The sequence below is a fragment of the Amycolatopsis sp. genome (assembly GCF_025464955.1).
Classification (GTDB): Bacteria; Actinomycetota; Actinomycetes; order Mycobacteriales; family Pseudonocardiaceae; genus Amycolatopsis.
Genome location: NZ_JAODNM010000109.1, coordinates 23,329 through 47,298, shown reverse-complemented (window position 1 = coordinate 47,298; position 23,970 = coordinate 23,329). Strand labels below are relative to the sequence as shown.

The following is a 23,970-nucleotide window of genomic DNA, read 5'->3' as shown; positions in this document are numbered from 1 at the left end:
TACCTCAGCTTGTTGATATAAGGTTATTTACATCAACGAGTGAGAGGGGGACGCCATGAAGGTGTTCTTGACCGGTGGCACCGGCTACCTCGGCTCCGCCGTCCTGGCTGAGCTGGTGCGACAAGGCCACGACGTCGTCGCACATGCACGGACCGAGGACTCGGCGAAGGCTCTCGACGACGCCGGGGCCAGCCCGGCGCTGGGCGATCTGACCGACATCGAATGGATGATTACGCAGGTCGAGCCGGTCGACGGGGTGATCAGCACCGCATCCCCGGGCAACCGGACCAACGCGGAGTTCGAGAGCGGCCTGCTCGACGCCGTACTTCCCGCACTGGCCAGGACCGACAAGCCGTACGTCCACACCGGCGGCACCTGGATCCACGGCTCCGGGCGGGGCATCACCGAGCAGACGCCCGCCGACCCGCCGCCGATCGTCGCGTGGCGGCCCCGGGTCGTCGAGCGGATCCGTGCGGCGGCGAAGCACGGCATCCGGACGTCCGTCGTGGCGCCCGCGAATGTCTACGGTCGCGCCGGCGGGATCCCCGCTAAGGTAGTGGCCGGACCGATCGCGGACGGCGCGCTGCTCTACCCGGGCGTCCACCAGCACTTCGGCAACGTTTTTGTCGACGACATCGCCGCCCTGTACGTCCTCGCGTTGACCACCGCGCCGGCCGGTTCCTACCTGCTCGGAGCCAACGAACACAGCCCGGCGATGGACCAGATCGCGACCGCCGCCAGCCGCATCCGCGGCCTCGACGGCCGAATTCGGCCCGAGCCTGTCGAAGCCTCGCGCAACCGCCTCGGCCCGATCGCCGACGCCGTGTTCCTCGACCAACAATTCGACACAACACACGCCCGAGCGCTGGGTTGGCGTCCCAACGGACCCTCGCTGCTCGACGAATTCACCACCGGCTCTTACACACTCTGAGGAGAAACCCCATGCCCACCAACACTTACACCCTGAACGTCGACACTGTCGGAGCTGTCCCGGTCACTGTGACCGAGAGCGGCGAAGGACGTCCCGTACTGCTACTGCACGGCGGCGGAGGCCCGCTGACCGTCGCCGGGTTCGCCGATCTGTTGTCCAGCAAGGAATCCGCTCGGGTTCTCACGCCAGTCCACCCCGGATTCGGCAGCACACCGCGACCGGACGCGCTGACGAGCGTCCGCGAGCTGGCGGCGTTGTATGTCGCGCTGCTCGACGAGCTGGACCTGACCGACGTCACCGTGGTCGGGAACTCCATCGGCGGCTGGATCGCGGCCGAAATCGCGTTGCTCGGTTCGCCCCGGATCGGGCGCGTCGTGCTCGCCAACGCCGTCGGAATCCTGGTCGACGGGCATCCCGCGGCCGACTTCTTCTCGCTCACCATGGCCGAAGTGGCCCAGCTCAGCTACCACGACCCGGCGAAGTTCGCGATCGACCCGTCGAAGTTCACCCCCGAGCAGCAGGCCGTCATGGCAGGCAACCGAGCCGCGCTGTCGGTCTACGGCTCGTCGATGGCCGACCCGACGTTGCACGGCCGGCTGTCCGGCGTCACCGTCCCGACGCTGGTCGTCTGGGGCGAAGCCGACCGGATCGTCGACCCCGAGTACGGCACCGCGTTCGCGGCGGCGATCCCCGGTGCCCAGTTCCAGCTCCTCGCCGAGACCGGCCACATGCCGCAGCTCGAGTCCCCCGACCTGCTCCTCCAAGCCGTCGCCGCCTTCACCGCCTGACCCGAACGTGGGACTCACCCCGTCGAACGTGGGACTCGCCGACGACGAACGTGGGACTCGCGCAGCGTCGGGCGCCCGCCGGCGAGTCCCACGTTCAGGACGGTGAGTCCCACAGCCGAGCCCGGCGAGTCCCACATTCAAGTGCACGAGTCCCACGGCGGACACGCGTGCGTGGATCGCGATCTCGTGTGCACAGACTGCACACTCGTGTCGTCAGGGGTGCATTTCGTAGGTGCCGGAGAGGTCGCGGACCTGGGACCAGACGCGGTCGAAGCGGTCGGCGTCGACAACGGGCTTGCGGATGGCTGCGACGGCGAGAGCCTGCTGGGCTTCCGTCGAGCTGGACTTGCCGTGCAGCTCGACGGCGGCGGCGCTGAAGTCGCGGACGAGGACATCGAAGATCTGGTCGACGATGTCACTCTCGATGCCGATCAGCTCAGCTTGTTCGAGGATGAGCTGGCCGTACACCACGAGCGTGAACAACTCGGTCAGCGCGAGCCCGAAGTCGAGGTCGGCCTGCTGGGCCTCGTTCGGGGTGGCCTCGGTGAGGATCTTGACCAGCCCGTCCGCCTGCTCGACGAACCGCGCGACGTTCGGGATGGCCGACGCCTTCGTGTAAGCCTCGCGCCAGTTGTGGAACCGGATCTTCAATAGCCCGCGCGCGGGACCCTGACGGAAGAGGAACTCGTCGTCGGCCGAGTCGGTGCGCGTCGGGACCGGCGCGTACTCCTCCGGCGCGAACAGGTACGCGGGCATGAACTTCGCGATCAGCGCCAGGTTCACCGCGACCGTGCCCTCGAGCTTCGGCAGGCCGTCGACGTCGACCTTCGCCATCGCGAGGTAGTTGTCCGCTTCGAAACCCTTGGCTGCCACGACATCCGCGGCCAGCGTAATCACGGTCTGGGCCTCGGTGGTCACTTTCATCTTGGTGATCGGGTTGAACAGCAGGTAACGCCGGTCGTCCGCGTTCGCCGAGCGGAAATAGTCCACCGCTCGGCCGGAAAACAGCTTCATCGCGAGCAGACGCGCGTACGCGTCGACGAACTCACGGCGTACGTGCGGGAAGTCCGTCACCAGGTTTCCATAAAGGACACGGTTGTGCGCGTGGGTGATCGCCTCGTACAGCGAGTGCGTCGCCATGCCGATGCCGCCGAAGCACAGGTTGAACTTGCCGATGTTGACCGTGTTGAGCGCCGCGCTGAACGCGTCCGCTCCGATGTGGAGGATGTCCTCGACGTGCACGGGGTAGTCCTCGAGCGCGAACTCGGCGACGTACATCTGAGACGGGACGATGTTCTTCACGACGTGGTAGTTCGGGTGGTTCGAGTCGGCGTAGAAGAAGACGTACTGGTCCTGGCCTTCGACGCCGTCGATCCGGCCGAACACCGACACCGTGCCCGCGCAGTTGCCGTTGCCGATGTAGTACTTCGAACCGTTGGCCAGGTAACCGCCGGAACCGTCCTTGGTGAGCACCATGTCCGAGGAGTAGATGTCCGCGCCGTGATCCTTTTCGGACAGTCCGAACGCGGCGACTCCCCCGGCGTCCAACGCGTCCGCGGCACGCTTGCGGGCGACCTCGTTTTCGCTCTGCCACACCGGTCCGAGGCCCAGCACGGTGACCTGCATGGGATACCAGTAGTTCAGCCCGTAAAACCCCAGAATCTCCGACAGCGCGGCGATCCGGCTGGTGTCCCAGCGCTTGTCGGGCGAGCCGTCGGCGCTGCCCGCCGGGGTGAAGAAGGTGGCGAACAGACCTTCCTTGCCCGCGAACTCCAGGAAATCCGCGTAGAAGACCTTGTTGTGGTAGTCCTCGACGAGCTTGCGCTTGCCGCGGGCCTCGAACCAGTCGATGGTCGCGCGCAGCAGGCGGCGGGTCTCGGGGTCGAACCGCTCCGGGTCGTAGGTGTGCGGGTTCACCAACAACGCCGTGGACGCCTTGCTCATCTGCGGATCTCCCTCTCGAACGCGAAACTACCCACGGGTAACTTAACAAGGACGCGCGCGGCGGGCAACGTCACACGGGCCACGTCGCCCGATGCCCTATACTCGTAGGCGCGGCCCGCCCAGTTCTGCCTCGGGCCGTGTCTCGTTGTCGTCTACCACGCGCCGCGGCCGTCGAGGTCTGCGCCGGGCAGGACAACCCTTCCACGTACGGAGAATCAGGGCGTCCACACGCCCGTTAATCATGAATTCCACACCTTCTTTCGCAGCTCTCGGCGTGCCCGAAGTACTGGTGAACGCGCTGGCCGCCCAAGGAATCGACAGCCCGTTCCCGATCCAGGAAGCCACGCTTCCGCACTCGCTCGAGGGCCGCGACGTCCTCGGCCGCGGCCGCACCGGCTCCGGCAAGACTTACGCCTTCGTGCTGCCCATGCTGGCCAGGCTCGCCGCCAACCCGGCCAAGCGCCGCGCCAACCGGCCGCGCGCGCTGATCCTGGCGCCGACGCGTGAGCTCGTCGCCCAGATCGACGCCGCCATCGCGCCGCTGGCCAAGACCCTCTCCCTGCACACTACGACGATCTTCGGCGGGGTCAGCCCCAACCCGCAGATCTCGGCGCTGCGCGGCGGGGTCGACATCATCGTCGCCTGCCCCGGCCGGCTCGCCGACCACGTCTCCACCGGGCACGCCAAGCTCGACGGCATCGAGATCACCATCCTCGACGAGGCCGACCACATGGCCGACCTGGGCTTCCTGCCGCAGGTCAAGAAGCTGCTCGACCTCACCCCGCGCACCGGGCAGCGGCTGCTGTTCTCCGCGACGCTCGACGCGGGCGTCGACGTGCTGGTCAAGCGCTTCATGCGCGACCCGGTCACGCACAGCGTCGACTCGGCGCAGTCGCCGGTTTCGGCGATGACGCACCATGTGCTGCACGTCCAGCACGAGAGCCGGCTGCCGGTGCTCGTCGACCTCACCGCGGCCCCCGGCCGCACGCTGGTCTTCACCCGCACCAAGCACCGCGCGAAGCAGCTCACCAAGCAGCTCAACGCGTCCGGCATCCCGGCCGTCGAACTGCACGGGAACCTCGGGCAGACCGCTCGGACGCGCAACCTGCTCGCCTTCTCCGACGGCAGCGCGAAGACGCTGGTCGCCACGGACATCGCCGCGCGCGGTATCCACGTCGACGACGTCACGCTGGTCATCCACGCCGACCCGCCCGTCGAGCACAAGGCGTACCTGCACCGCTCGGGCCGCACGGCACGCGCGGGCAACAGCGGCACGGTCGTCACGCTGATGACGGACGACCAGGTCAGCGACGTCCGCGACCTCACCAAGAAGGCCGGCATCAAGCCGACCACCACGCGGCTCGCCGCCGGTCACCCGCTGCTGCTCGAGCTGGCTCCGGGCGAGCGGACGTTCACCGCTCCTTCGGCGCGTCCGGTCGTCGCGGCCACGCCCCCGAAGCAGCCCCGACGCACTGGTGCCCCGCGCGCCGGCGCTCCCAAGAACGGTTCCGGACGCGGCAACGCGGGCGGACGCGGCGGCGGTGCGGCTCGCGCCGGATCGAGCCGTGGCGGTGCTCCGGCAGCAGCCGGCGCCGGCCAGGGCGGCTCCGGCCGCTCCGGTGGCGGCGCCCGCGGCGGCGCTTCGACGCGCGGCGGCAGCACTCCGATGCACACGACGTCGACCGGCGGTCCCGTCGGCGGACGCACGCAGGGCCAGCCGAAGTCCGGCGGCCGGAACCAGGGCGCGGCCGGTGGCGCCGGCCGCACCCAGTCCGGTGGCGGCCGTGGCGGCGCCGCGGCGTTCTCCTCCGGCACCCGCGCCGGCGGCCGTCGCGGCGGCACCGGCAGGTAGCTCACTCCAGCCCAGCTGACTCAGGGGACCCTTGGTACGAATCATTCGTACCAGGGGTCCCTTGAGTCGTTTCGGCGGTGCAACCCCAGCCGGAGACCTCTCCGAATGGGCGCGTTTTTGTCGGTGGGCGGCCGTAGGGTTTGGGGTGTCGCGTGTGGTCGCGCGCGACGTGGGGACTGGGAAAGGCAGCTCAATGGCTTATGTCACCCTGCCGACGTTTGTTGGTTACAGCATCAGATCGGGCCCGGCGCGTATGTCGTTCGTCCGGCGGTACCGCCGCATGTTCGAGGATCCGCAGCGGGCCGCGTTCAACTTCTACCGCCGCGCCGCGAGCGCGATTCGGGAGGGGCGCGAATCGGGGCGGGACAAGGAATCCATGATGGCGCTGGTCGATCAGGCCAACGCCGTCTCGTTGCCGCACTACACCGCGGTCGCCGAGGGCTGGCTGCGTTATCTGGGGCGACGCAAGCCGGAAGTGGTCGAAGTCGGCCAATCCCGCTGGCGCCACAAACAGTTCGAGTCGCGCATCTCCCCGCAGCTGGGCCTGCGCAAGGCAAGCGGGCAGGAGTTTGTCACCTGGCTGTACTTCAAGGACGAGCCGTTGACCCGCAACGGGGCGAATCTCGCGCTGTGGAGCATGGAGCAGGTCATGGACGACCTACGCCCCGGTGCGACGGCGCTGGTGGTGGATGTCCGGCGCGCCAAGGAGTTCACGCTGACCAACCGTGACCGGGCACGGATGGAGCCGTGGGTCCGCAGCGAGGCTTCGTCGTTCCTGACGCTCTGGGAGGCCGCCGCCTAGCGATTTCCCCGCTGTGGCCGCGAAAAGCCACAGCGGGGAAGGCTCTCACTCGTCGGAAGGCAGGAACTGGTCGAGCGCTTCGGCTACCAGTTCGGGCTTTTCGAGCGTCAGCATGTGCGGAGCGCCGGCAAGCTCCTGGTAGACCGAGCCAGGAATGCGTTCGGCGATGCCCCTCATGATCTCGGGCGTCGCGGAGACGTCGCGTTCGCCGGCAAGAACCAGCGTCGGGCTCGCGAAGTCCCCGAGTTTGCCCTGCACGTCGACGTCTTTGAAAGCACGCCAAGCGGCTGCCCAATCGGCGACGACCCCACGACGAACGAGCTCACGGGCATACCGCACGCCCCAGTCGTTGACAGCCAGCGCTTCGGGCGTGAACCAGCGTGTCAGCGAGGGCACGATCTGAGCGTCCATGCCGTCGGCCTCCGCCGAGACGGCGCGGCCTTCGAACGCGGCGAAAGCGTGGTCGGTCGTGGCCAGCAGCGACAACGACTCCACCCGTTCGGGGTGGCTCACCGTCGCGGTCTGCGCGATCCCACCGCCGTAGGACAGGCCGACGACGTGTGCCTTGTCGACACCGAGCGCGTCGAGCACGCCGAAAAGGTCGGCGGCGGTGTCATCCATGCTGCGCGGCGTAGGCGAACCGGCGGCGAAGCCGTGCCCGCGAAGGTCGTAAGCGAACACCCGGCGGCCGACCGAAAGCCGGTCCATCACGGGTTCCCACATCCGCCAGTCCAGCCCGAGCGCGTGCAGCAGCACGACGGCCGGCCCGCTCTCCCCGCGCTGCGCCACCTGCGTCTCGTGGTCGGCGACGCGGACGCGCTGCAGCGCGGCGGGCTTCGAGAAGCCGGCATCGGTCAGCACCTGGTCTACGGCCGCCAACGCGTTGAGCCCACGAGGAAAGCCCGCGTACAGCGCGACGTGCTCGCAGAGCGCCAGCAGCTCGGACGGGCTGACGCCGTTGCGGAGCGCGGCAGCTGTGTGGACGGCGAGCTGCGGCTCGGCACCACCGAGCGTCGACAACATCGCCACAGTGGCGAGCTCGCGATCGCGTCGGCTCAGTTCGGAGTGGGTCATCGGCCCGCCGAAACCCACCTCGACCAGGGTTTCGAACAGCTGCGGCGAGCGGACTTTGACCGCCGCCAGGCTTGAGTCGGGGGTCGAGCCGATCAGGCCCAGGTACTCGTGTTGTCCGCGGTCGTATCGGTTCATGCCCTCAACAATGGCCGATTCTGCGGTAAGAAGTCCAAGACATGATCAGACTAGTGGTGAGATACTTGCATTATCACCGACGGAACCGAGCTCAGGATGGGCGATCGTGAACTCGATGAACGCGGCCAATGCGGGCGCCGGACGCCGTAACGCGGACCACGCCAGCGAGGGCGTCCAGGACGGCTCGGGGTCGAGACGCGCGACATGGACGGGCGGTCCGGGCAGTTCGGCGATGGACCGCGGCATGATGGCCGCCGCCAAACCGACACTGGCCAGGATGCGGGCAGCCTCGTACCCGCGGGTTTCGAACCGGACGCGCGGAGTCGCGTCGGCGGTCTTCAATGCCGCCACGATGATCTCCCGCACCGCCGACCCAGGGCTGTAAAGCACCAGCTCGACGCCGTCGAGCGCGGCGAGCGACAGCGACCGTTCGCCCGCCAGTGGCGAGGTGAGCCCGGCGACGAGGACCAGCGGTTCGCACCCGAGCGAGTGCGATTCCAGCCGACCATCGTCCAACGCGGGCATTGCGGCGACCGTGGCCGCGTCGAGCTCGCCGTCGTGCAGGCCCGCCACCATCTCGTCGGTGTTCTGTTCCCGCAGCTCCACGTCGACGTCCGGGTAGATCTCGCAGAACGCGGCGAGCAGGTGCGCCAGCTGCGTGGCCAGGCCCCGGGCGGTACCCAACCTGATCCGGCCGCGCGTGCCGCCGGCCCAGCCAAGCATCTCCTCCTCGACCGCGGTGAGCTCGGAGAGGATCCGCTCGGCGTGCGCGAGCAATGCGGTCCCGGCCGGCGTGATCGCCACCCGGTGGTTGTCGCGCTCGAACAGTGTCAGCCCGAGTTGCCGTTCCAGCTTGCGGATCTGCTGCGACAACGCGGGCTGCGCGATATGCAGCGTCTCGGCCGCGCGGGTGAAGTGGAGCTGTCTGGCCACGGCCTGGAAGTACTCGAGCTGACGCGAGCTGATCATCACCCGATCATCTCACCACCCGCCCCATCAGTCATCCAACCTCTAACCCGCAAGTCACTCTTGGCAAAAGTGCCCTGCCTTAGTACTTAGCGAGGGCACTTCTGAGTGCGGGACTCGCGGCGTGCACCCGGCCATGTCGGCGAGTCCCACAGTCACCGGCAGCGAGTCCCACGCCGACAGAGCCGAGTCCCACATCCGGTTCCACCACCACCGCAACTCGACGGCGAGTTGCGGCGGCAACGGCCAACGGGGGCGACAGGCGAGGGTGGCTAGCTCTGTTGAATGCGGACGAGGTTGCCGGCGGGGTCGCGCACGGCGGCGTCGCGGGCGCCCCAGGGCTGGCTGGTCGGTTCCTGCAGCACCTCGGCGCCAGGCGAGGCAGCTACCTTGTCGAAGGTCGCGTCAAGGTCGTCGGCGCTGAACTGGACGGTGCGCAGTTCACCCTTCGCGAGCAGGGCCGCGAGAGCGTCGCCGTCTTCCTTGGAGCGGCCGGCGTGCGGCTGCGAGAGCACGATCATGATCTCGGGCTGGCTGGCGGTGACGAGGGTGATCCAGCGGAAGCCGTCCTGGGCGACCTCGTTGCGCACGGTCAGGCCGAGCGTGTCGCGGTAGAAGGAGAGGGCGGCGTCGGGGTCGTCGACGAGGACGTGGACGTGGCTGATTGAAACGGTCATACCCGTGACACTAGGCAGGCGCGGCGACGGATGCTTCTCCGAAACTGATCTGTCACTCGCGGCCGCGCCGCGGACGGGTCAGCACCATCGCGTGGCAACCCGGCAGGACACGGAGGTCGACGTGGTCGCCGGCGCGATACGCGCTCGGCGTCTGCCCGACCAGTTCGGTGAAGCGGGAGCTGAACGAACCCAGGCTCGTACAGCCGACCGCGAAGCAGACGTCCGTCACGCTCAGATCGCCGCGACGCAGGAGCGCCTTCGCCCGCTCGATGCGCCGCGTCATGAGGTACGAGTACGGAGTTTCGCCGTAGGTATCACGGAAACGGCGACTGAAGTGCCCTGCCGACATCAGCGCCGTGCGGGCGAGCGCAGGCACGTCGAGCGGTTGCGCGTACTCGCGGTCCATCTGGTCGCGGGCCCGTCGCAGCCGCCGCAACTCGTCGAGGTCGGGGCTCATAGGTCCATTGTGGCCCACCCCGACCCCGACCGCGCCGATTACGCCCGGGCCGCTTCGCGGGCGAGCAGCGTGGTGCGGCGGTCTTCGAAGCGGCTGGCCTGCGTCTTGAGGTCGCCGAGGAACGTCGAAAGCTCCTCGCGAGCCTTCTCGCCTTCCTCGTTGAGGCCTTCGAGCTCGAAGATCTTCCAGTAGCGCAGCAGCGGCCAGATGACGTCGTCGTGGTGCAGGACCAGGTCGTAGATCCCGGCCTTCGCCATCACAGCGGCCTTGCGGACGAAGCCGGGCAGGATCTTGCCGGGCATCTGGAAGCCGACGACCTCGTCGGTGATCGCGCGCATCATCTCGTTCGGCGAAACCTCGAGCGACGCGGTGACAAGGTTGCGGTAGAAGATCATGTGCAGGTTCTCGTCGGCGGAAACCCTGGCCAGCAGCTTGTCGCACAACGGGTCCTCGGTGTAACGACCGGTGTTGCGATGCGAGATCCGGGTCGCGAGCTCCTGGAACGACACGTACGCGAAGACGTGCAGCAGCGGCTTGTCCCCGCTGTCGTAACCGGCTTCCATCGTCAGCATGCGGTTGCGCTCGAGCTCGACGGGGTCGATCGCCCTGGTCACCAGCAGGTAGTCGCGGATGGCGATCCCGTGACGGCCCTCCTCGGCGGTCCACCGGTGCACCCAGGTGCCCCAGGCGCCGTCGCGGCCGAACGCGCGCTCGATCTCGCGGTGGTAGCTGGGGAGGTTGTCCTCGGTGAGCAGGTTGACCTCGAGCGCGACCCGCGCTGTCGGCGTCACTCGCGACTGCTCCGGGTCCCACGCCACCCCGCCGAGGTCGGCGAAGTCCTTGCCCTCGCTCCACGGGATGTACTCGTGAGGCATCCATTCCTTGGCGATGGACAGGTGCCGATTGAGGTTGTCCTCCACCGTCGACTCGAGTTCGAGCATCAGGGCGGTGGTATCCAACGAGGGCATCGGGTCAATCCTTCCAGCGGAGCACGACAACAACCTACGGGACCGTAACTTACGGAGTCGTAGGTTCTGAGAACGAACATTGTGACGAATTCGTTCCCGTATCCGGCTACGCGAAGGACCCGGTGAGCCCCCTCGACCGCAGCACGAACCGCTCCAGCGGCCGGAACACGATCAGCTCGATACCCACGCCCACCAGCAGGATCAGGAAGATCGCGGCGATCACGCCCTGCATGTTGTTGAACGAAGACCCGTCTTCGAGATAGGTGCCGAGGCCCACACCCAGTTTCGGCGAGTTCGCGATCAGTTCCGCGGCCATCAGCGAGCGCCACGTGAACGCCCAGCCCTGCTTCAGCCCGGCGAGGAAGCCCGGTAACGCGGCGGGCAGCAGGATGTGCCGCGCCGACGCCAGCTTGCCGGCGCCCATGACCTGGCCGACGCGCGGCAGGATCGGCGGCACCTGGTCGATACCCGAGATCAGCCCGTTCGCGATCGACGGGACCGAGCCCAGCAGCACGACGAAGTAGATCGCGCTGTCGTTGAGGCCGAACCAGATGATCGCCGCGGGCACCCAGGCGACCGAAGGAAGGCTCTGCAGCCCGCCGAGCAGCGGCCCGATCGCCGCACGCACGACACGGACCCTCGCCACGAGCAGGCCGAGCGGGACACCGATCACGACACCGGCGAGGAACCCGAGGACAGCACGGTGCACCGACGTCCAGACGAACCCGAAGACCTTGCCGTTCGACACCGTGCCGGCGAACTCGTCCCACACCGAAATCGGCGATGGGAGCGAGGTCTCGGGCCAGAGCGCGGCCGCCCACAGCACCTGCCACACCACGATCAGCAGCGCGATCGCGACCAGCGGGGGCACCGCGGTCCGCAGGAACCGCTTCGACCGCCGTTCCCCGCGGGCCTCCGGTGTGTCGAGCGCGTCGAGCCCCGCTTCGACCGCGGAAAGATCGGTCGAACCGTCAACCTGCGGCATGGGAACTGATCACCTCTCGCAGGCGTGCCGTGATCTCGTCGGTCAGTTCGGCGTCCTCGACCCCCGGCGACCCGGCCCATTCCCGCACGACCTTGCCCGGCCGCGACGACAGCAGGACGACACGCTGGCCCAAGCGGACGGCCTCGCGCACATCGTGCGTGACGAACAGGACCGCTGTGCCCGTGCTTCGGTAGATCCGCAGCAGCTCGCCCTGCATGACGTCGCGCGTGATCGCGTCGAGCGCGGCGAACGGCTCGTCCATCAGCAGCAGCGCCGGTGCGTCGGCGCCGTCCACGCGCAGCGTCGCGGCGAGTGCCCTGGCCAGCGCGACCCGCTGCCGCATCCCGCCGGAAAGCTCGTGCGGACGCTTCGCGCCGACACCGCCGAGCCGAACCAGCTCGAGCAGCTCAGCGGCCTTGGCACGCCGGTCCGCGCGCCCGAACCCGGCCAGCCGCAACGGCAGTTCGACGTTGCGGGCGGCGGTCAGCCACGGCATCAACGCGGCCTCCTGGAACATCACCGCAGGCCGGGACGTGTTCAGCTCGATGGAACCCGCCGACGGCTTGTCCAGCCCGGCGACCAGGTTCAGCAGAGTGCTCTTGCCGCAGCCGGACGCGCCGAGCAGGCAGACGAACTCGCCGGGCGCCACCCGCAGATCCAGCCCGTCCAGCGCGGTGACCGCGCGGTCACCGCGGCCGTACACCTTGCGCACGCCGTCGAGCTTCACCGCTACCTCGGTGGAAGCCAGCCGTGGCGAGTCTTCGAGTGTGGCGCTCATCGCGTTCCTCTGCTCTCAGAAGCTATTTGGTCAGACCGGGCGCTTCGACCGCGGGCTTACCCGCTGCCTTCAGTACCTCGTTCAGCGGTCCGAAATCGGCGAAGCCTTTGAGGTTTGCGACGTCCTTGACCACGCCGGCGGTCACCGAGTCCTGGGCGAGCTGGGGGTACTCGGCGGCGATCGGGTCGAGGCCGAGCGCGATGTTGGAGAACGCCCTGTCCAGTACGCCCTGGCTCAGTGAGCTGTTGGTCAGCTGCTTCAACTCCGCGTTGACCGCGGTCTTCGCGTCGGCCGGGTTGGCGATGGCCCAGTCGATGGCCTTCTGCTCACCGGCGAGGATCTCGCGCACGGTGTCCGGGTGCTGCTGGAGGAACTCGCTGCGCACGATCACCACGGTGCTCGGGAACTGCCCGTTCGGCCACAGCGTCTTCTCGTCGACCAGCACCTTCGCGCCGGCGTCGACGAGCCGGGACGCCCACGGCTCCGGCAGCCAGCCGCCGTCGACGTCGCCCTTGGTGAACGCGGCGAGCGTCTTCGCGTTGTCGAGGTTGGTGATGTTGACCTGGCCGGTCAGCTTCTGCTGCGAGAGGTACTTCTTCAGCGACACATCCTGGGTGTTGCCGAGCTGCGGGGTGGCGATCGTCTTGCCCTTGAGTTGGTCGGGCGAGGTGATGCCGGGCTTGACCACGAGCTGTGCGCCGCCGGACACCGCGCCCGCGACGAGCTGGATGGTGCCCTTCGACTTGGTGAAGGCGTTGATCGCCGGGCCGGAACCGATGAACGCGACGTCGAGCGAGTTGCCGAGCAGCGCGTTGACCTCGTCGGGGCCGGCGTTGAACGTCTGCGTGCTCAGCTTCGTGGTACCGAGCTCCTGGGTGAAGTAGCCGTTCTTGACCCCGATCAGCGCGGGGGCGTGCGTCACGTTGGGGAAGTACCCGACCCGGACCTCGCTCGCGGCACCCTGGTTCGCGGCGGGCGCCGTGGCGCTGTCCGCCCGCGAGCAGGCGGCGAGCCCGGCGGCCAGTGCGGTCGCGGCGAGCACGGCCGCCAGAATTCGGGGTCTCGGGTTGATGCGCACGGGAGCAGGGCCTTTCGCAGGGAGATGCCAGTTATCCGGCCGAGAATCCCACGTCCATCCCGTCGGCTGCATCGTCATCCGCATGGCGGGAAAATCCCGGTAAACCTTGACAAGACGTGCCTGCCCTGTTCGGCCTGTCTCGAGCGAATCGCGTCCTGGGCAAGTACGGTCCCCGAGAACACTGGAAACGAGCTGGAGGACCGATGCCCAAGGTGAGCGTCGAAGCGACCATGCCGGTGACGCCGGACATCGCGTGGGCGACGGCGTCCGACCTGTCCGGGTTCGGCGAATGGCTGTCCCTGCACGAAGGCTGGCGCGGTGACCTGCCTGCCGAGATCACCACCGGCACCACACTGACCTCGGTCGTCTCGGTCAAGGGCCTGCGCAACCGGATCGACTGGACCGTCCGTACGTTCGACCCGCCGACCCTCATCACCCTCGCGGGGGATGGCAAGGGCGGCGTGAAGGTGTCGCTCGCCCTGACCGTCCGGCCCGACGCGCGCGGGTCCGCCTTTTCCATCGACGCCGAGTTCACCGCACCGGGCCTGTTCGGCCCGATCGGCTCAGCCGTGGGCCGCGCCCTCAAGGGTGACCTGAAAACCTCCCTGGCGAAGTTCGTCGCACTCGCCGAACGCAGCTGACCCCGACCGCAACTCGCCGTCGAGTTGCGGTACTTAGCATCCGTAACCATCGCAACTCGCCGGCGAGTTGCGATGGTTGCCCGGCTTTCGGGGGCAGCGCGGGGAGCGCCGGAGTTGGTAGGTTCGCGATTCTCCACCCCGACTCCGGAGGTCTTCCGTGCGCAAATCCTTGATCGCTGTCCTGGCCGTGGGCGGCTTCCTGCTGGCGGGTCCGGCAGCGACCGCGTCGGCGGCCCCACTGAGCACCACCCCGCCGCCACCGAAGAGCACCCACGGCCCCTGCGGCTACACCACGACGCCGGACGACCCCGCCGCGCGGCCGGTCGGCCTGCCCTGGGACCCGAAGCACACGCCGGACCACGGCAGCGTCGACGTCAAGCTGAAGACGAACCAGGGCGACATCCCGCTCAAACTGAACCGCGCGGAGGCGCCGTGCACAGTGCAGAGCTTCCTGCACCTGACGCTCAGCGGTTTCTACGACCACACGACGTGCCACCGGCTCACGACGTACTCGACGTTGAAGGTCCTGCAGTGCGGCGACCCGACGGGTACGGGTGAAGGCGGGCCGGGCTACAGCTTCAAGGACGAGCTGCCGACGAACCTGCCGCCGTCGCCGACCGACCCGACCGGCGCGCGCAAGGTGTACGCCCGCGGGGTGCTGGCGATGGCCAACGCCGGGCCGGACACCAACGGCAGCCAGTTTTTCCTCGTCTTCGGAGACTCCGCGCTGCGGCCGAACTACACGATCTTCGGGACCGTCGGAAACGAAGGCCTGAAGACGCTGGACAAGGTGGCCGCCGGCGGCGTCACGCCCGACCCCACCGCCCCTCCCGGCACCGTCCCCGTCGACGGCGCGCCCGTCCGCACCACGAACATCGCCCACGCCCGCCTCTCCTGGTAGCCGAAAGGGACTCGAACACAGCGAAAGGGCCGTTCCTCGCACTCGGTGCGAGGAACGGCCCTTTCCGTGGAACCAGCTAGACGAGCAAGAGGAACAACAGTCCGTTCGGCGAGCCGAGGCCCGTCGTGGTGTCGTAGCCCTTGGTGGTGTGGATCGTCAGGTTCGGGTAGTCCAAGTTGCGAGCCGACGTGATGAGCCCGGCGGAAGCATCCACCGAGTTGGCGTAGTCGACGCGCTCGACGGCACCGTCCACGTGCTTGACGTCGCTGATCGCCGAGGTCTTCGACGTCAGCTGGTAGATGACCGGGTTGATGAACCCGTGGTGGAAGTGGTCGAAGCTGTCGGCCACGGCCATGATGCCCGCGAAGACCGGCGACGCGAGGCTGGTGCCACCGATGCGGTACTGGTCGTAGCTCACACCTTCGGGGAAGGTCTGGGTCTGGCCGACCAGGAAGCCGGTGTTCGGGTCCGCGACGGCGGAGATGTCCGGAACCACGCGGCCCTTGGTGTTACCGGTCTGGTTCAGCGTCGACAGGGAGTCCGGGACGACACCCTTCTGGTAGAAGGGCTGCTTGAACAGGCGGCTCGTGCCACCGCCGGCACCGGAGGTGTACCCGCCCGGGAAGCCCGGGGTGTAGGCACCGTTGGTCAGGACGCTCTTGCCGGTCTCCCAACCGGTTTCGAACACCTTCTTGCCGTCCTTGCCGACCGCGAGACTGGTGCCGCCGACCGCGGTGATCCACGGCGCCGAAGCCGAGTAGTCCGGCGAAGGCGTGCCGAGACGGGCGACCTCGTCGCCGTTGTCACCGGAGGAGAAGTACACGCCGATGCCCTCGAGCACGGCCTGCAGCGAGATCTGGTTGAACGCCTTCACCTCGTCGGCGGGGATGTCCTCGCCGGTGTCGCCGTAGGAGTTCGAGATGATGTCGGCCTTGTGGCCGGCGACGATGTAGTTCAGCGCGGTGTCGAGGCCGGTGTTCTGGCAGTCCGCACCGCCGACGTAGAGGATGTTCGCGCCCGGCGCGAGGCCGTGTGCGGCCTCGACGTCGAGGGTCTCCTCGCCGTACCAACCGGAGGCGTCACACTGGTCCGGAGCCGACTGGCCGGGGGTGGCCGGAAAGACGTGCTGCGAGAACTGCGACGCCTTCAGCGGGTTCGCCGGGTCGTTGGTGTTCGCGTACCGGCTCGCGTCCTGGAAGATCGTCGGCGAAGCGAAGGCGTCCACGATCGCGATCGTGGTGCCCTTGCCGTTGGCGCCGACCTTGTCGACCCCGTAGGCCGAACGCAGCTGGGCGGGGGTGTACCCACACGGCGCGTAGGGCAACTGCTTGCCGTTGTACGCCGGGTCGGTCGTGTCGACCTTCTCGCCGTAGTAAGCGCTGCACGGCCTGGCGTTGCGGAAACCCTTCGACGGCGGCGGAACCGGATCGTCGGTCGGAGTCGCCGCGCTGTCGGTGGCCGCACCGGTGGTGTTGTTGGGCTTGAACAGCGACGTGGCCTGGTCGACACCGACGACGCCGATGACGTCACCGGCGAGCGAAGCCGGGACCGAAAGGTCCTTGTTCGACGCGCGGAGCGTCTGGCCCTTCACCTTGTACTTGGCGAGGTTGACGTCGAAGGCGTGCTGGACCTGGTCGGTCGTGCCGGTCGCCTCGACATACGCCTTGTTCGAAGGCACGTCGCCGATGGCGAACCCGCTGCCGGACAGCCAGTTCTTCACCGCGGACACCGTGGTGTCGCTGGCCGCGAACTGGTCGCGAACCTGGTCGGTGCTCAGGTAGTGGCGGTAGTTGGGACTGTCCGGAGAGGACACCGACTGCGCCGCGGCCTCGGCGGCCGCCTCATCGCGCAGGTTCAGGTAGACCCGGAAGCTCATCTTGGCCGCCGGCGCCGAGTCGGCAACCTTCGTCTGCGGGTTCGCCCACAACGGATGCGACTGCGGAATGGTCGAACGCCCCTGGGCATCGGCAGGCGCGGCCACCGCGGCGGTGATTCCTCCCGCCAGCGCAAGGGTCATGAACAAGGTAAGGGTTCTTCGCACTAGGACTCCCTCTCGATGCCGGCCCGGGATATGGGCGGACCACGCCAGAGAATAGATCGCGGGTGCCATGCCCGGGTGGGAAACCCTCCAAGAGACGAGAATGTTATGAAGTGGGGAGAAATTTACCACTTGAGTGTCCATTAAGGATGGACCACGGAAAGTCCCTTTTGGGAAAATCGTCCTGGGGAAACCTTCCCCGCTGGCGCACGCCAGAAGGCAACGCCGACGAAGGCGGACTCCTGATATCCGAGTCCGCTACCTACTTTCGGCGGGTTCTCAAAACCGGACGCGATTATCGACTTGTCGTTACCGACGAAAGGACGGCCAGCCGCCGGTCCACTTCGGCCGGCGCGAATACCGATTCCACCACCATCGCACAGGCTCCGGCGATCGCTACGCCCTCGGCCGGCTCGCTGATCTCGATCCGGAGCCGCTGGGTCGCCCTGGGCAGGGCCCGCTGGTAGAGCGTTTCCCGCACCCCCGCCACGAAATGCGGCTCGGCGAGGTCGCCGGCGATCACCAGCACGCCGGGGTTGACCACGCAGATGAGCGTCGCGAGCACCTCACCGACCTGCCGCCCGGCGACGCGGGTCAACCGCACCGCGTCCGACTCGCCGTCGAGCACCCGCTTCCGCACACCCGAACCGGACGCCGTGGGCTGCCCCAGCTCGGTCAGCCGCGCGGCGAGCGCCCCGCCGCTCGCGACCGCGGCCAGGCAGCCGGTGGACCCGCACATGCAGCGCGCGGCCGACGAGCCCGGCAGCCGGATGTGCCCGATGTCGCCGGCGCCGCCGTCGATCCCGCGGTAGACCTCGCCGCCGACGATCAGCCCCGCGCCGATCCCGGTCGACACCTTGACCAGCACGAACGCCGGGCTGTCGGCGAACCCCGCACGCTGGGCGCCGAGCGCCATCACGTTCGCGTCGTTGTCGACGAGCACCGGCGCCGGCACCCGCGCGCCGACGTAACCGGGGATGTCGAACCCGTCCCAGCCCGGCATGATCGGCGGCTGGACCGGACGGCCGAGAAGGTGGTCGACCGGACCCGGCACCGACAGCCCGACACCGCGGACCTCGTCGAGCCGGTGCCCGCAGTCGGCCAGCAACCCGCGGAACCAGCCGAGCACACGGTCGAGCACCGGCTCCGGGCCGTCGGCGACCCGCATCGCGCCCGCACGTCTGGCCAGCCGTTGCCCGCCGAGGTCGGTGACCGCGACCTCGGCGTGCATGGTGTCGATGCTGGCCGTGAGCAGCACGCCATGGCGGTTGTTAAAGCGCAGCTGCCGCGCCGGGCGTCCGCCGGTGGAGTCCTCCTGGCCGGACTCGGTGAGCCAGCCTGCCGACTGCAGGGCGTCCAATCGGCTGGTCAGCGTCGACCTCGAGAGCCCGCTGAGGTTCTGCAGCGCCTTGCGCGTCGTCGCCTGCCCGGTCCGCACGAGCCGGAGCAGCTCGCCCGCGCTCGTCGCGGGCGTCAGGTTGGCATCTGCCACGTCAGGACACCCCTCGCGCTGTGGTGTAGGTCATGCCCGCGGACACTTTTGTCCATTGACAAGACATAAGTAGGAGATAAGTTGGACACATAACCGAAACATTCCGTTGAGCCGGGGGTTCGAATGCCCAGTGTCGCCCATCTCGCCCGGCCGGGCTCGGCAAGCGCGCCGGGAGATACCGAGGGCTGGCTGCTGGCGGCCGCGACGAACGTCCTCGCGGCGAACTGGCTCGGCTCGTCGACGGTTCCCTCGCGTTCGCTGTACCCCCACCAGTGGAGCTGGGACTCGGCGTTCATCTCGCTGGGCATGCGGCACCTTTCCCCCAGCCGAGCCCGGCGTGAACTGCGGACCCTGTTCACCGGCCAGTGGGCGGGCGGCCGGGTTCCGCACATCCTGTTCGACCTCGCCACCCCGCCCGAGGCGTACTTCCCCGGCCCCGGTTTCTGGCAGACCGGCGCCACCTCCGGCATCGTGCAGCCGCCGGTGCACGCGCTCGCCGTCTGGGAGGTCCACCGGGCCGACCGCGCGGGTTCGAACCACGCGGGCTTCCTGGCCGAGATGTACCCCAAGCTCGTCGCCTGGCACTCCTACCTCCGCACCCGGCGCGATTTCAGCGGGGACGGCCTCGTTTCGATCGTGCACCCCTGGGAATCGGGCATGGACAACAGTCCGGCGTGGGACGTCCCGCTGTCGGCCGTGACCTCGATCGACCCCGCCGCGTTCACCCGCCGCGACCTCGAGCACGGGCATGCCGCCGACCGGCCGACGGACGAGGACTACGGCCGATACGTGCGCCTCGCCACCGAGTACCGCGACATCGGCTACGCCGACGCGCGCTGGCTCGACGGCGAGAACAGGTTCGCCGTCGAAGACCCGGGATTCAACGCGCTGCTCGCCGCGTCGGAACTGGCGTTGGACGAGATCGCCACCGAGCTCGGCCTGCCGTCGCGGCACGCGGAGACCGCCGCGCGCATCATGGACGCCCTCGTCGAACACCTCTGGGACGCCGAGTCCCGCTTCTTCTTTACCCGCGACGTGCTCACCGGCAAGCTGTCGCAGGAGTTCACCTGCACCGGACTCCTGCCGCTGCTGCTGCCGGAACTGCCTGTCGCCGCCGAGTTGCTGGCGACCGCGACCGGGCCACGGTTCGGCCTCGGCATCGCGCTCGGGGTGCCGAGTTACGACCTCACCGCGGCCGGATTCGACCCCGCGAAGTACTGGCGCGGCCCGGCGTGGACCAACATCGGCTGGCTGGTTCACCGTGGCCTGCTCGCCCACGGTGAACCCGGTCTGGCCCGCCGCCTGCGGTCCGATCTGCTCGATTCCGCGTGGCGCACGGACTTCGCGGAGTACTCCGACCCGGTTATCGGTGAGGGCCACGGCGCCCGGTCGTTCAGCTGGACCGCTGCCCTCACCGTCGACCTGCTCGTGAGCGTTCCGGCCACTTAGAACCATCCACGGTTCCGCCACCGGCCGCCGCGGCCGCGGCGATCGCCTTTCCGATGGCACCGAATCATTCACAGAACCGTTTCCGGCCGCGCCGGCCCGGCCTTTCTCATTTTCACAACCTGGAAACTCACCGAATACCGCCTCGCCGCCCTGGGCGCCGGGCAGCCTTAAGGCCGATCCCAGTGGCGCCGGGATTTTTTTGTGCATTTACGGACGGCGGTGCGGTAACCCGACGAGCGCACGAACACGGACGGCAAGAAGAAAGCCGTTCTTGTCCGCCTCAACCGAGTTTCACGCCGTCACGCAACATGTCGAAGCCCTGGTCGGCCGCGGCGACGGCGGCCGGGTACCGCTCGTCCGCGCTCAGCCCACCGGCCATCGCGGTCGAATTGTCCACCGACAGCGTGTAACGCACGGCGACGATCTGCGCGGAAACGAGCCTGGCGACCACCGGATCGACCCACGCTGTCGCACGCAGCGCGTCGGCCAGCGCGGCTTCGGCGCCCGCGTTGAACCGCAGCATCCGGACGGTCAGGGCCGGGGTGGTGAGCACCATCTGCGCGAGGGCGACGATCTCGGGCCGGTCGTTGAGGCCGGTGATCGGATCGCGGTCGCCAAGCCCGGCGGCGAAATGGTTCCGCAGGGCCGTCAACGGCGCCTGGCGGGCGGGCCGTTCCCGCACCACGCGGGCGCTTTCCGTCTCGTGGTCCGCGAGGCGATGCATGACCAGGTCCTCTTTCCTCGGAAAGTAGGCGAACAGCGTTCGCTTCGACACCTCGGCCGCTTCGGCGACCTCCGCAACCGAAACCTGGTCGAAACCGGTCTCGAGGAACAGGGAGATCGCCGTGCTCGAGATGGTCTCGCGGGTCCGCTGCTTCTTCCGCTCACGCAATCCGGGTTGGTCGCTCACCAGCCGAGCCTAACAACGCCGGAACTCCCGCCCGCGCACACGAACAGTTCACGGCCCGGCCATCCGAATGGAGCTAGCCATTCGGCCGACCGCGTCATACGATCCGGAATAACTGGGGTCCTCCCTTACGGGCGGTGTACATGAATTCAATTTCTTTTCGCGTTCTGGGACCACTTGAGGTCGAGGCTGCCGGGCGGCCGCTGCCACTGGGTGGTCCGAAGCCTCGGCTGCTGCTCGCGGCCTTGGTGCTGCAACCGAACGTCGTGGTCTCGACCGAGCTCCTGATCGACATCCTGTGGCCGTCGACAGCACCGCGCTCGGCCGCGGCCAATGTCCGCACGTACGTCCACACGCTGCGAAGACGTCTTGCCGAAAGCGGCGCCGACCTGGCCGAACGGATCCAGAGCCGGGCGTCGGGCTACATCCTGACCGCCGCGCCGGACGAAATCGACCTCGTCCTGTTCGAGCGCCGCGCGGCCGCCGCCGAGCGGGCGCTGCACCGGGGTGAGCCGGAAACCGCGCTCGAACTGTTCGACCTCGCCGACGGGCTGTGGCGTGGCGAGATCCTCGAGGGGCTGCCGCACGACCACAGCTGGGGTTCGACCGTCGCGCGGCTCACCGAGCTGCGGCTTTCCGTGCGGGAGCACCGCCTCAACGTCCGCATCGAGCTCGGTCAGTCCGCGCAGGCCATCGCCGAACTTCGCGGGCTGGTGGCCGAACATCCCCTGCGCGAAGAACTCTGGCAACAGCTGATCATGGCGCTGACGGCCGTCGGCCGCAAGGCCGAAGCGAGACAGGCGTACACCGAGGTAGAGCGCGTGCTGCGGGAGGAACTCGGCGCTGTCCCCGGCCCGCGCCTGCGTCAGGTCCAAGCGCTGCTGCCGAAGGAACCGCCATCCGCGGCGCCTCGGCCCGCGTCCCGTTTCCCGGTCTGCCAACTGCCATTGGACCTTCCCGACTTCACCGGCCGGGCGACCCTCGTCGACGAGCTGGTCGACCTGGTCCGCGCCAAACGCGCGCACGGAGCGCCGGCGGTGGTCGTGCTGTCGGGGGCGCCCGGTGTCGGCAAGTCGACCATTGCCGTCCGGGTCGCGCACGCGCTGCGTGCGGAGTTCCCCGACGGCCAGCTCCACCTCGACCTCGCCGGCACGTCCGCCGAGCCGCGCACGCCGATGTCCGTGCTGGCCGAGTTGCTGCGCGCACTCGGCGTAACGGACACCGGCATGCCGCGGGCGGCGGCCGAACGGTCCGCGCTCCTGCGGTCGCGGCTGTCCGGCGCACGCCTTTGCGTGGTGCTCGACGACGCGGGCAGTGCCGCCCAGGTGCGGTCGCTGCTGCCCGGCAGCGGGACCTGCGCGGTCGTGATCACCAGTCGCGCGCGGATGCCCGACCTGGCCGGAGCGGCCGCCGTCGAAGTGGACCTGCTCTCCGAGCGCGAGGCCGGGCATCTGCTCACCGGCATCATCGGGGCGACCAGGACCGCGGCCGAGCCCGAGGGCGCGGCCGCGATCGTGCGGCACTGCGGTCATCTCCCGCTGGCCATCCGGGTCGCCGGCGCCAAGCTCACCCACCGGCCCGCGTGGACGCTCGACATGTACGCGAACAGGTTGCGGGACGAGCGCCGACGGCTCGACGAGCTGCGTGTCGGCGATCTCGCCGTCCGCGCCAGTGTCACGTTGAGTTATGACCTGCTGCCCGAGGACGCCGCCGGGGCGTTCCGCCGGCTCGCGACGTTGGGTCCGCTGGTGTTCCCCGGCTGGGTCGTCGCCGCCCTGCTCGACCGGAGCGATGCCGAAGACGTGCTGGACGTGCTGGTCGACGCGCACCTGGTCGAACTCGTCGGTTCGGACGTCACCGGCGCGCCCCGATACCGGCTGCACGACTTGCTGCGGGTCTACGCCGTCGAGCGGGCCGCCGAGTCCGATGACGAGCGCGACCTCCAGGCGGCCGTACGCCGGGTGCTCGAGGGCTACCTTTCGCTGGCCGTCGACGCGGTGGACCGCATGCCGATCCACTTCTTCGGGATCTACCGGGCCAGTACGACGTCCGGTGCCTGGTCCCCGAACGACGCCGAACAGCTGATCGCGGAACCGACGGCGTGGTTCGAGGCGGAATTCCAGACGGCGGTCGCCGCCGTGTCGCTGGCCGTGTCGCAGGGCCTCGACGACCTGGTGTGGCGGCTCGCGGCGGCGTTGACGCCGTATTTCGACCTGCGCGGCCACCAGGACGACTGGGACCGGACGAACACGATCGGGCTCGCCGCCGCACGACGCTCCGGCGATGTCCGCGGGCAGGCGATGATGCTGCGCAACGTCGGCCAAATCCAGCTCTACCAGGACACTTACGCTGAATCCCGGGAGTCGTTCGAGGAGTCCCGGCGGCTGTTCGAGCGGATCGGCGACGACCAGGGAGCCGCGATCGCGCTGTCCGGCCTCGGCACCGTGCTGCGCGTCCAGGGCGAGAACGAACGAGCGCTGGACCACTGCCACGAGGCGCTGGCGTTGTTCGACAAAGCGGGCGACAGGCACGGCGAGGCGGTCGCCAAGATCGCCACCGGCGCGATCTGGCTCGCCTGGGGCTGCTACACCACGGCCGGGCGTTGGTTCGCCGACGCGCACACGCTGGCCGCCGAGATCGGCGACCGCCACCGCGAGGCGCACGCGCTCAAACGGCTCGGCCTGCTGCATCAGCGCCGCGGCAACCTCGCGGCCGCGCGCGAGCACGTCAACCGGGCGATCGGCATCTTCGACGAACTCGGAGACGACCACTGCGTCGGTTATGCCAACCAGCACCTGGGCGAGTTGTGTCTGCACAGCGGGGATCTCGCACACGCCCAGCTGCTGCTGGTCAACTCGCTGAGCGTGCATCGGCGCAACGGCGACCGGCGGTCGGAGGCCGAGGTGTCGGAGCTGCTGGGCAAGCTGCACCAGGCCCTCAAGCAGCCAGAACGGTCCCGCGCGTACTCGGAACGCGCGCTGGCGCTCTGGCATGAGCTCGGCGCGGTGCCACAGGAGACCGCATTGACGAACCGGCTGGCCGAAGTCGTCGAGCCCCCCGAACCCCACCACCGCCCCCGCCGCCACATCGCCTCCGCGTAACCAAGG

Annotated in this window: 20 protein-coding genes; 8 read left to right on the top strand and 12 right to left on the bottom strand. The window is 68.7% G+C overall.

All coding sequences use genetic code 11. The annotated features are described in order from the left end of the window. The first annotated feature begins 55 nt into the window (after positions 1-55). Positions 56-931, top strand: coding sequence for an NAD-dependent epimerase/dehydratase family protein (locus JWQ81_RS25995; protein ID WP_297545452.1), 876 nt, complete (start codon positions 56-58; stop codon positions 929-931). A gap of 11 nt (positions 932-942) precedes the next feature. Continuing rightward, positions 943-1,719 carry an alpha/beta hydrolase gene (locus JWQ81_RS25990; protein WP_297545450.1) on the top strand — a complete coding sequence of 259 codons (777 nt, stop codon included), beginning with the start codon at positions 943-945 and terminating at the stop codon, positions 1,717-1,719. 213 nt (positions 1,720-1,932) lie between these two features. On the opposite strand, the gene JWQ81_RS25985 is transcribed toward JWQ81_RS25990, so the two are convergent. Continuing rightward, positions 1,933-3,663 carry an acyl-CoA dehydrogenase gene (locus JWQ81_RS25985; RefSeq protein WP_297545448.1) on the bottom strand — a complete coding sequence of 577 codons (1,731 nt, stop codon included), beginning with the start codon at positions 3,661-3,663 and terminating at the stop codon, positions 1,933-1,935. Positions 3,664-3,904: 241 nt separating this feature from the next. Here JWQ81_RS25985 and JWQ81_RS25980 point away from each other — a divergent pair, with 241 nt between their 5' ends. Beyond that, the gene (locus JWQ81_RS25980) at positions 3,905-5,515 is read left to right on the top strand and encodes a DEAD/DEAH box helicase (RefSeq protein WP_297545446.1); all 1,611 of its coding nucleotides are present in this window, start codon (positions 3,905-3,907) and stop codon (positions 5,513-5,515) included. A gap of 193 nt (positions 5,516-5,708) precedes the next feature. After that, the gene (locus JWQ81_RS25975) at positions 5,709-6,317 is read left to right on the top strand and encodes a hypothetical protein (RefSeq protein WP_297545444.1); all 609 of its coding nucleotides are present in this window, start codon (positions 5,709-5,711) and stop codon (positions 6,315-6,317) included. A 45-nt stretch (positions 6,318-6,362) separates the two neighbouring features. On the opposite strand, the gene JWQ81_RS25970 is transcribed toward JWQ81_RS25975, so the two are convergent. The 8 genes from JWQ81_RS25970 to JWQ81_RS25935 all read right to left on the bottom strand — a co-directional run bounded on the left by JWQ81_RS25970 (position 6,363) and on the right by JWQ81_RS25935 (position 13,435). Next, positions 6,363-7,526 (bottom strand): alpha/beta fold hydrolase, encoded by a 1,164-nt coding sequence (locus tag JWQ81_RS25970; protein WP_297545443.1) that lies wholly within the window; start codon positions 7,524-7,526, stop codon positions 6,363-6,365. 45 nt (positions 7,527-7,571) lie between these two features. Further along, positions 7,572-8,495, bottom strand: coding sequence for a LysR family transcriptional regulator (locus JWQ81_RS25965; RefSeq protein WP_297545442.1), 924 nt, complete (start codon positions 8,493-8,495; stop codon positions 7,572-7,574). A 269-nt stretch (positions 8,496-8,764) separates the two neighbouring features. After that, a complete protein-coding gene (locus JWQ81_RS25960; protein ID WP_297545441.1) occupies positions 8,765-9,169 on the bottom strand; it encodes a VOC family protein in 405 nt (134 codons plus the stop codon). Positions 9,170-9,221: 52 nt separating this feature from the next. Next, positions 9,222-9,626 carry a helix-turn-helix transcriptional regulator gene (locus JWQ81_RS25955; RefSeq protein WP_297545439.1) on the bottom strand — a complete coding sequence of 135 codons (405 nt, stop codon included), beginning with the start codon at positions 9,624-9,626 and terminating at the stop codon, positions 9,222-9,224. A gap of 38 nt (positions 9,627-9,664) precedes the next feature. Next, a complete protein-coding gene (locus JWQ81_RS25950) occupies positions 9,665-10,594 on the bottom strand; it encodes an acyl-ACP desaturase (protein WP_297545437.1) in 930 nt (309 codons plus the stop codon). 106 nt (positions 10,595-10,700) lie between these two features. Beyond that, positions 10,701-11,579, bottom strand: coding sequence for an ABC transporter permease (locus JWQ81_RS25945; RefSeq protein ID WP_297545435.1), 879 nt, complete (start codon positions 11,577-11,579; stop codon positions 10,701-10,703). Next, positions 11,566-12,357: an ABC transporter ATP-binding protein gene (locus tag JWQ81_RS25940; protein WP_297545434.1), complete on the bottom strand. Its 792-nt coding sequence runs from the start codon at positions 12,355-12,357 to the stop codon at positions 11,566-11,568. The genes JWQ81_RS25945 and JWQ81_RS25940 overlap by 14 nt, the downstream gene beginning before the upstream one ends. 22 nt (positions 12,358-12,379) lie before the next feature. Next, positions 12,380-13,435, bottom strand: coding sequence for an ABC transporter substrate-binding protein (locus JWQ81_RS25935; protein WP_297545433.1), 1,056 nt, complete (start codon positions 13,433-13,435; stop codon positions 12,380-12,382). A gap of 203 nt (positions 13,436-13,638) precedes the next feature. On the opposite strand from JWQ81_RS25935, the gene JWQ81_RS25930 reads away from it, so the two are divergent. Together JWQ81_RS25930 and JWQ81_RS25925 are read left to right on the top strand one after the other, a co-directional pair. Beyond that, a complete protein-coding gene (locus JWQ81_RS25930; protein WP_297545432.1) occupies positions 13,639-14,076 on the top strand; it encodes an SRPBCC family protein in 438 nt (145 codons plus the stop codon). A 157-nt stretch (positions 14,077-14,233) separates the two neighbouring features. After that, on the top strand, positions 14,234-14,977 hold the full coding sequence (locus tag JWQ81_RS25925) for a peptidylprolyl isomerase (protein WP_297545431.1): 744 nt from the start codon (positions 14,234-14,236) through the stop codon (positions 14,975-14,977). A 76-nt stretch (positions 14,978-15,053) separates the two neighbouring features. On the opposite strand, the gene JWQ81_RS25920 is transcribed toward JWQ81_RS25925, so the two are convergent. Beyond that, positions 15,054-17,018, bottom strand: coding sequence for a S53 family peptidase (locus JWQ81_RS25920; protein ID WP_297545428.1), 1,965 nt, complete (start codon positions 17,016-17,018; stop codon positions 15,054-15,056). A 292-nt stretch (positions 17,019-17,310) separates the two neighbouring features. Beyond that, positions 17,311-18,507, bottom strand: coding sequence for an ROK family transcriptional regulator (locus JWQ81_RS25915; protein WP_297545426.1), 1,197 nt, complete (start codon positions 18,505-18,507; stop codon positions 17,311-17,313). Between the two features lie 123 nt (positions 18,508-18,630). Between JWQ81_RS25915 and JWQ81_RS25910 the strand changes: the two genes are divergently transcribed. Then, the gene (locus tag JWQ81_RS25910; RefSeq protein WP_297545425.1) at positions 18,631-19,956 is read left to right on the top strand and encodes a trehalase family glycosidase; all 1,326 of its coding nucleotides are present in this window, start codon (positions 18,631-18,633) and stop codon (positions 19,954-19,956) included. Between the two features lie 280 nt (positions 19,957-20,236). Here the strand turns inward: JWQ81_RS25910 and JWQ81_RS25905 are convergent, their stop codons facing one another. Then, complete coding sequence (locus JWQ81_RS25905; protein ID WP_297545423.1) at positions 20,237-20,866, bottom strand: TetR family transcriptional regulator; 630 nt, start codon at positions 20,864-20,866, stop codon at positions 20,237-20,239. A gap of 140 nt (positions 20,867-21,006) precedes the next feature. Between JWQ81_RS25905 and JWQ81_RS25900 the strand changes: the two genes are divergently transcribed. Then, positions 21,007-23,964 carry a BTAD domain-containing putative transcriptional regulator gene (locus tag JWQ81_RS25900; protein ID WP_297545422.1) on the top strand — a complete coding sequence of 986 codons (2,958 nt, stop codon included), beginning with the start codon at positions 21,007-21,009 and terminating at the stop codon, positions 23,962-23,964. Positions 23,965-23,970: the final 6 nt, after the last annotated feature.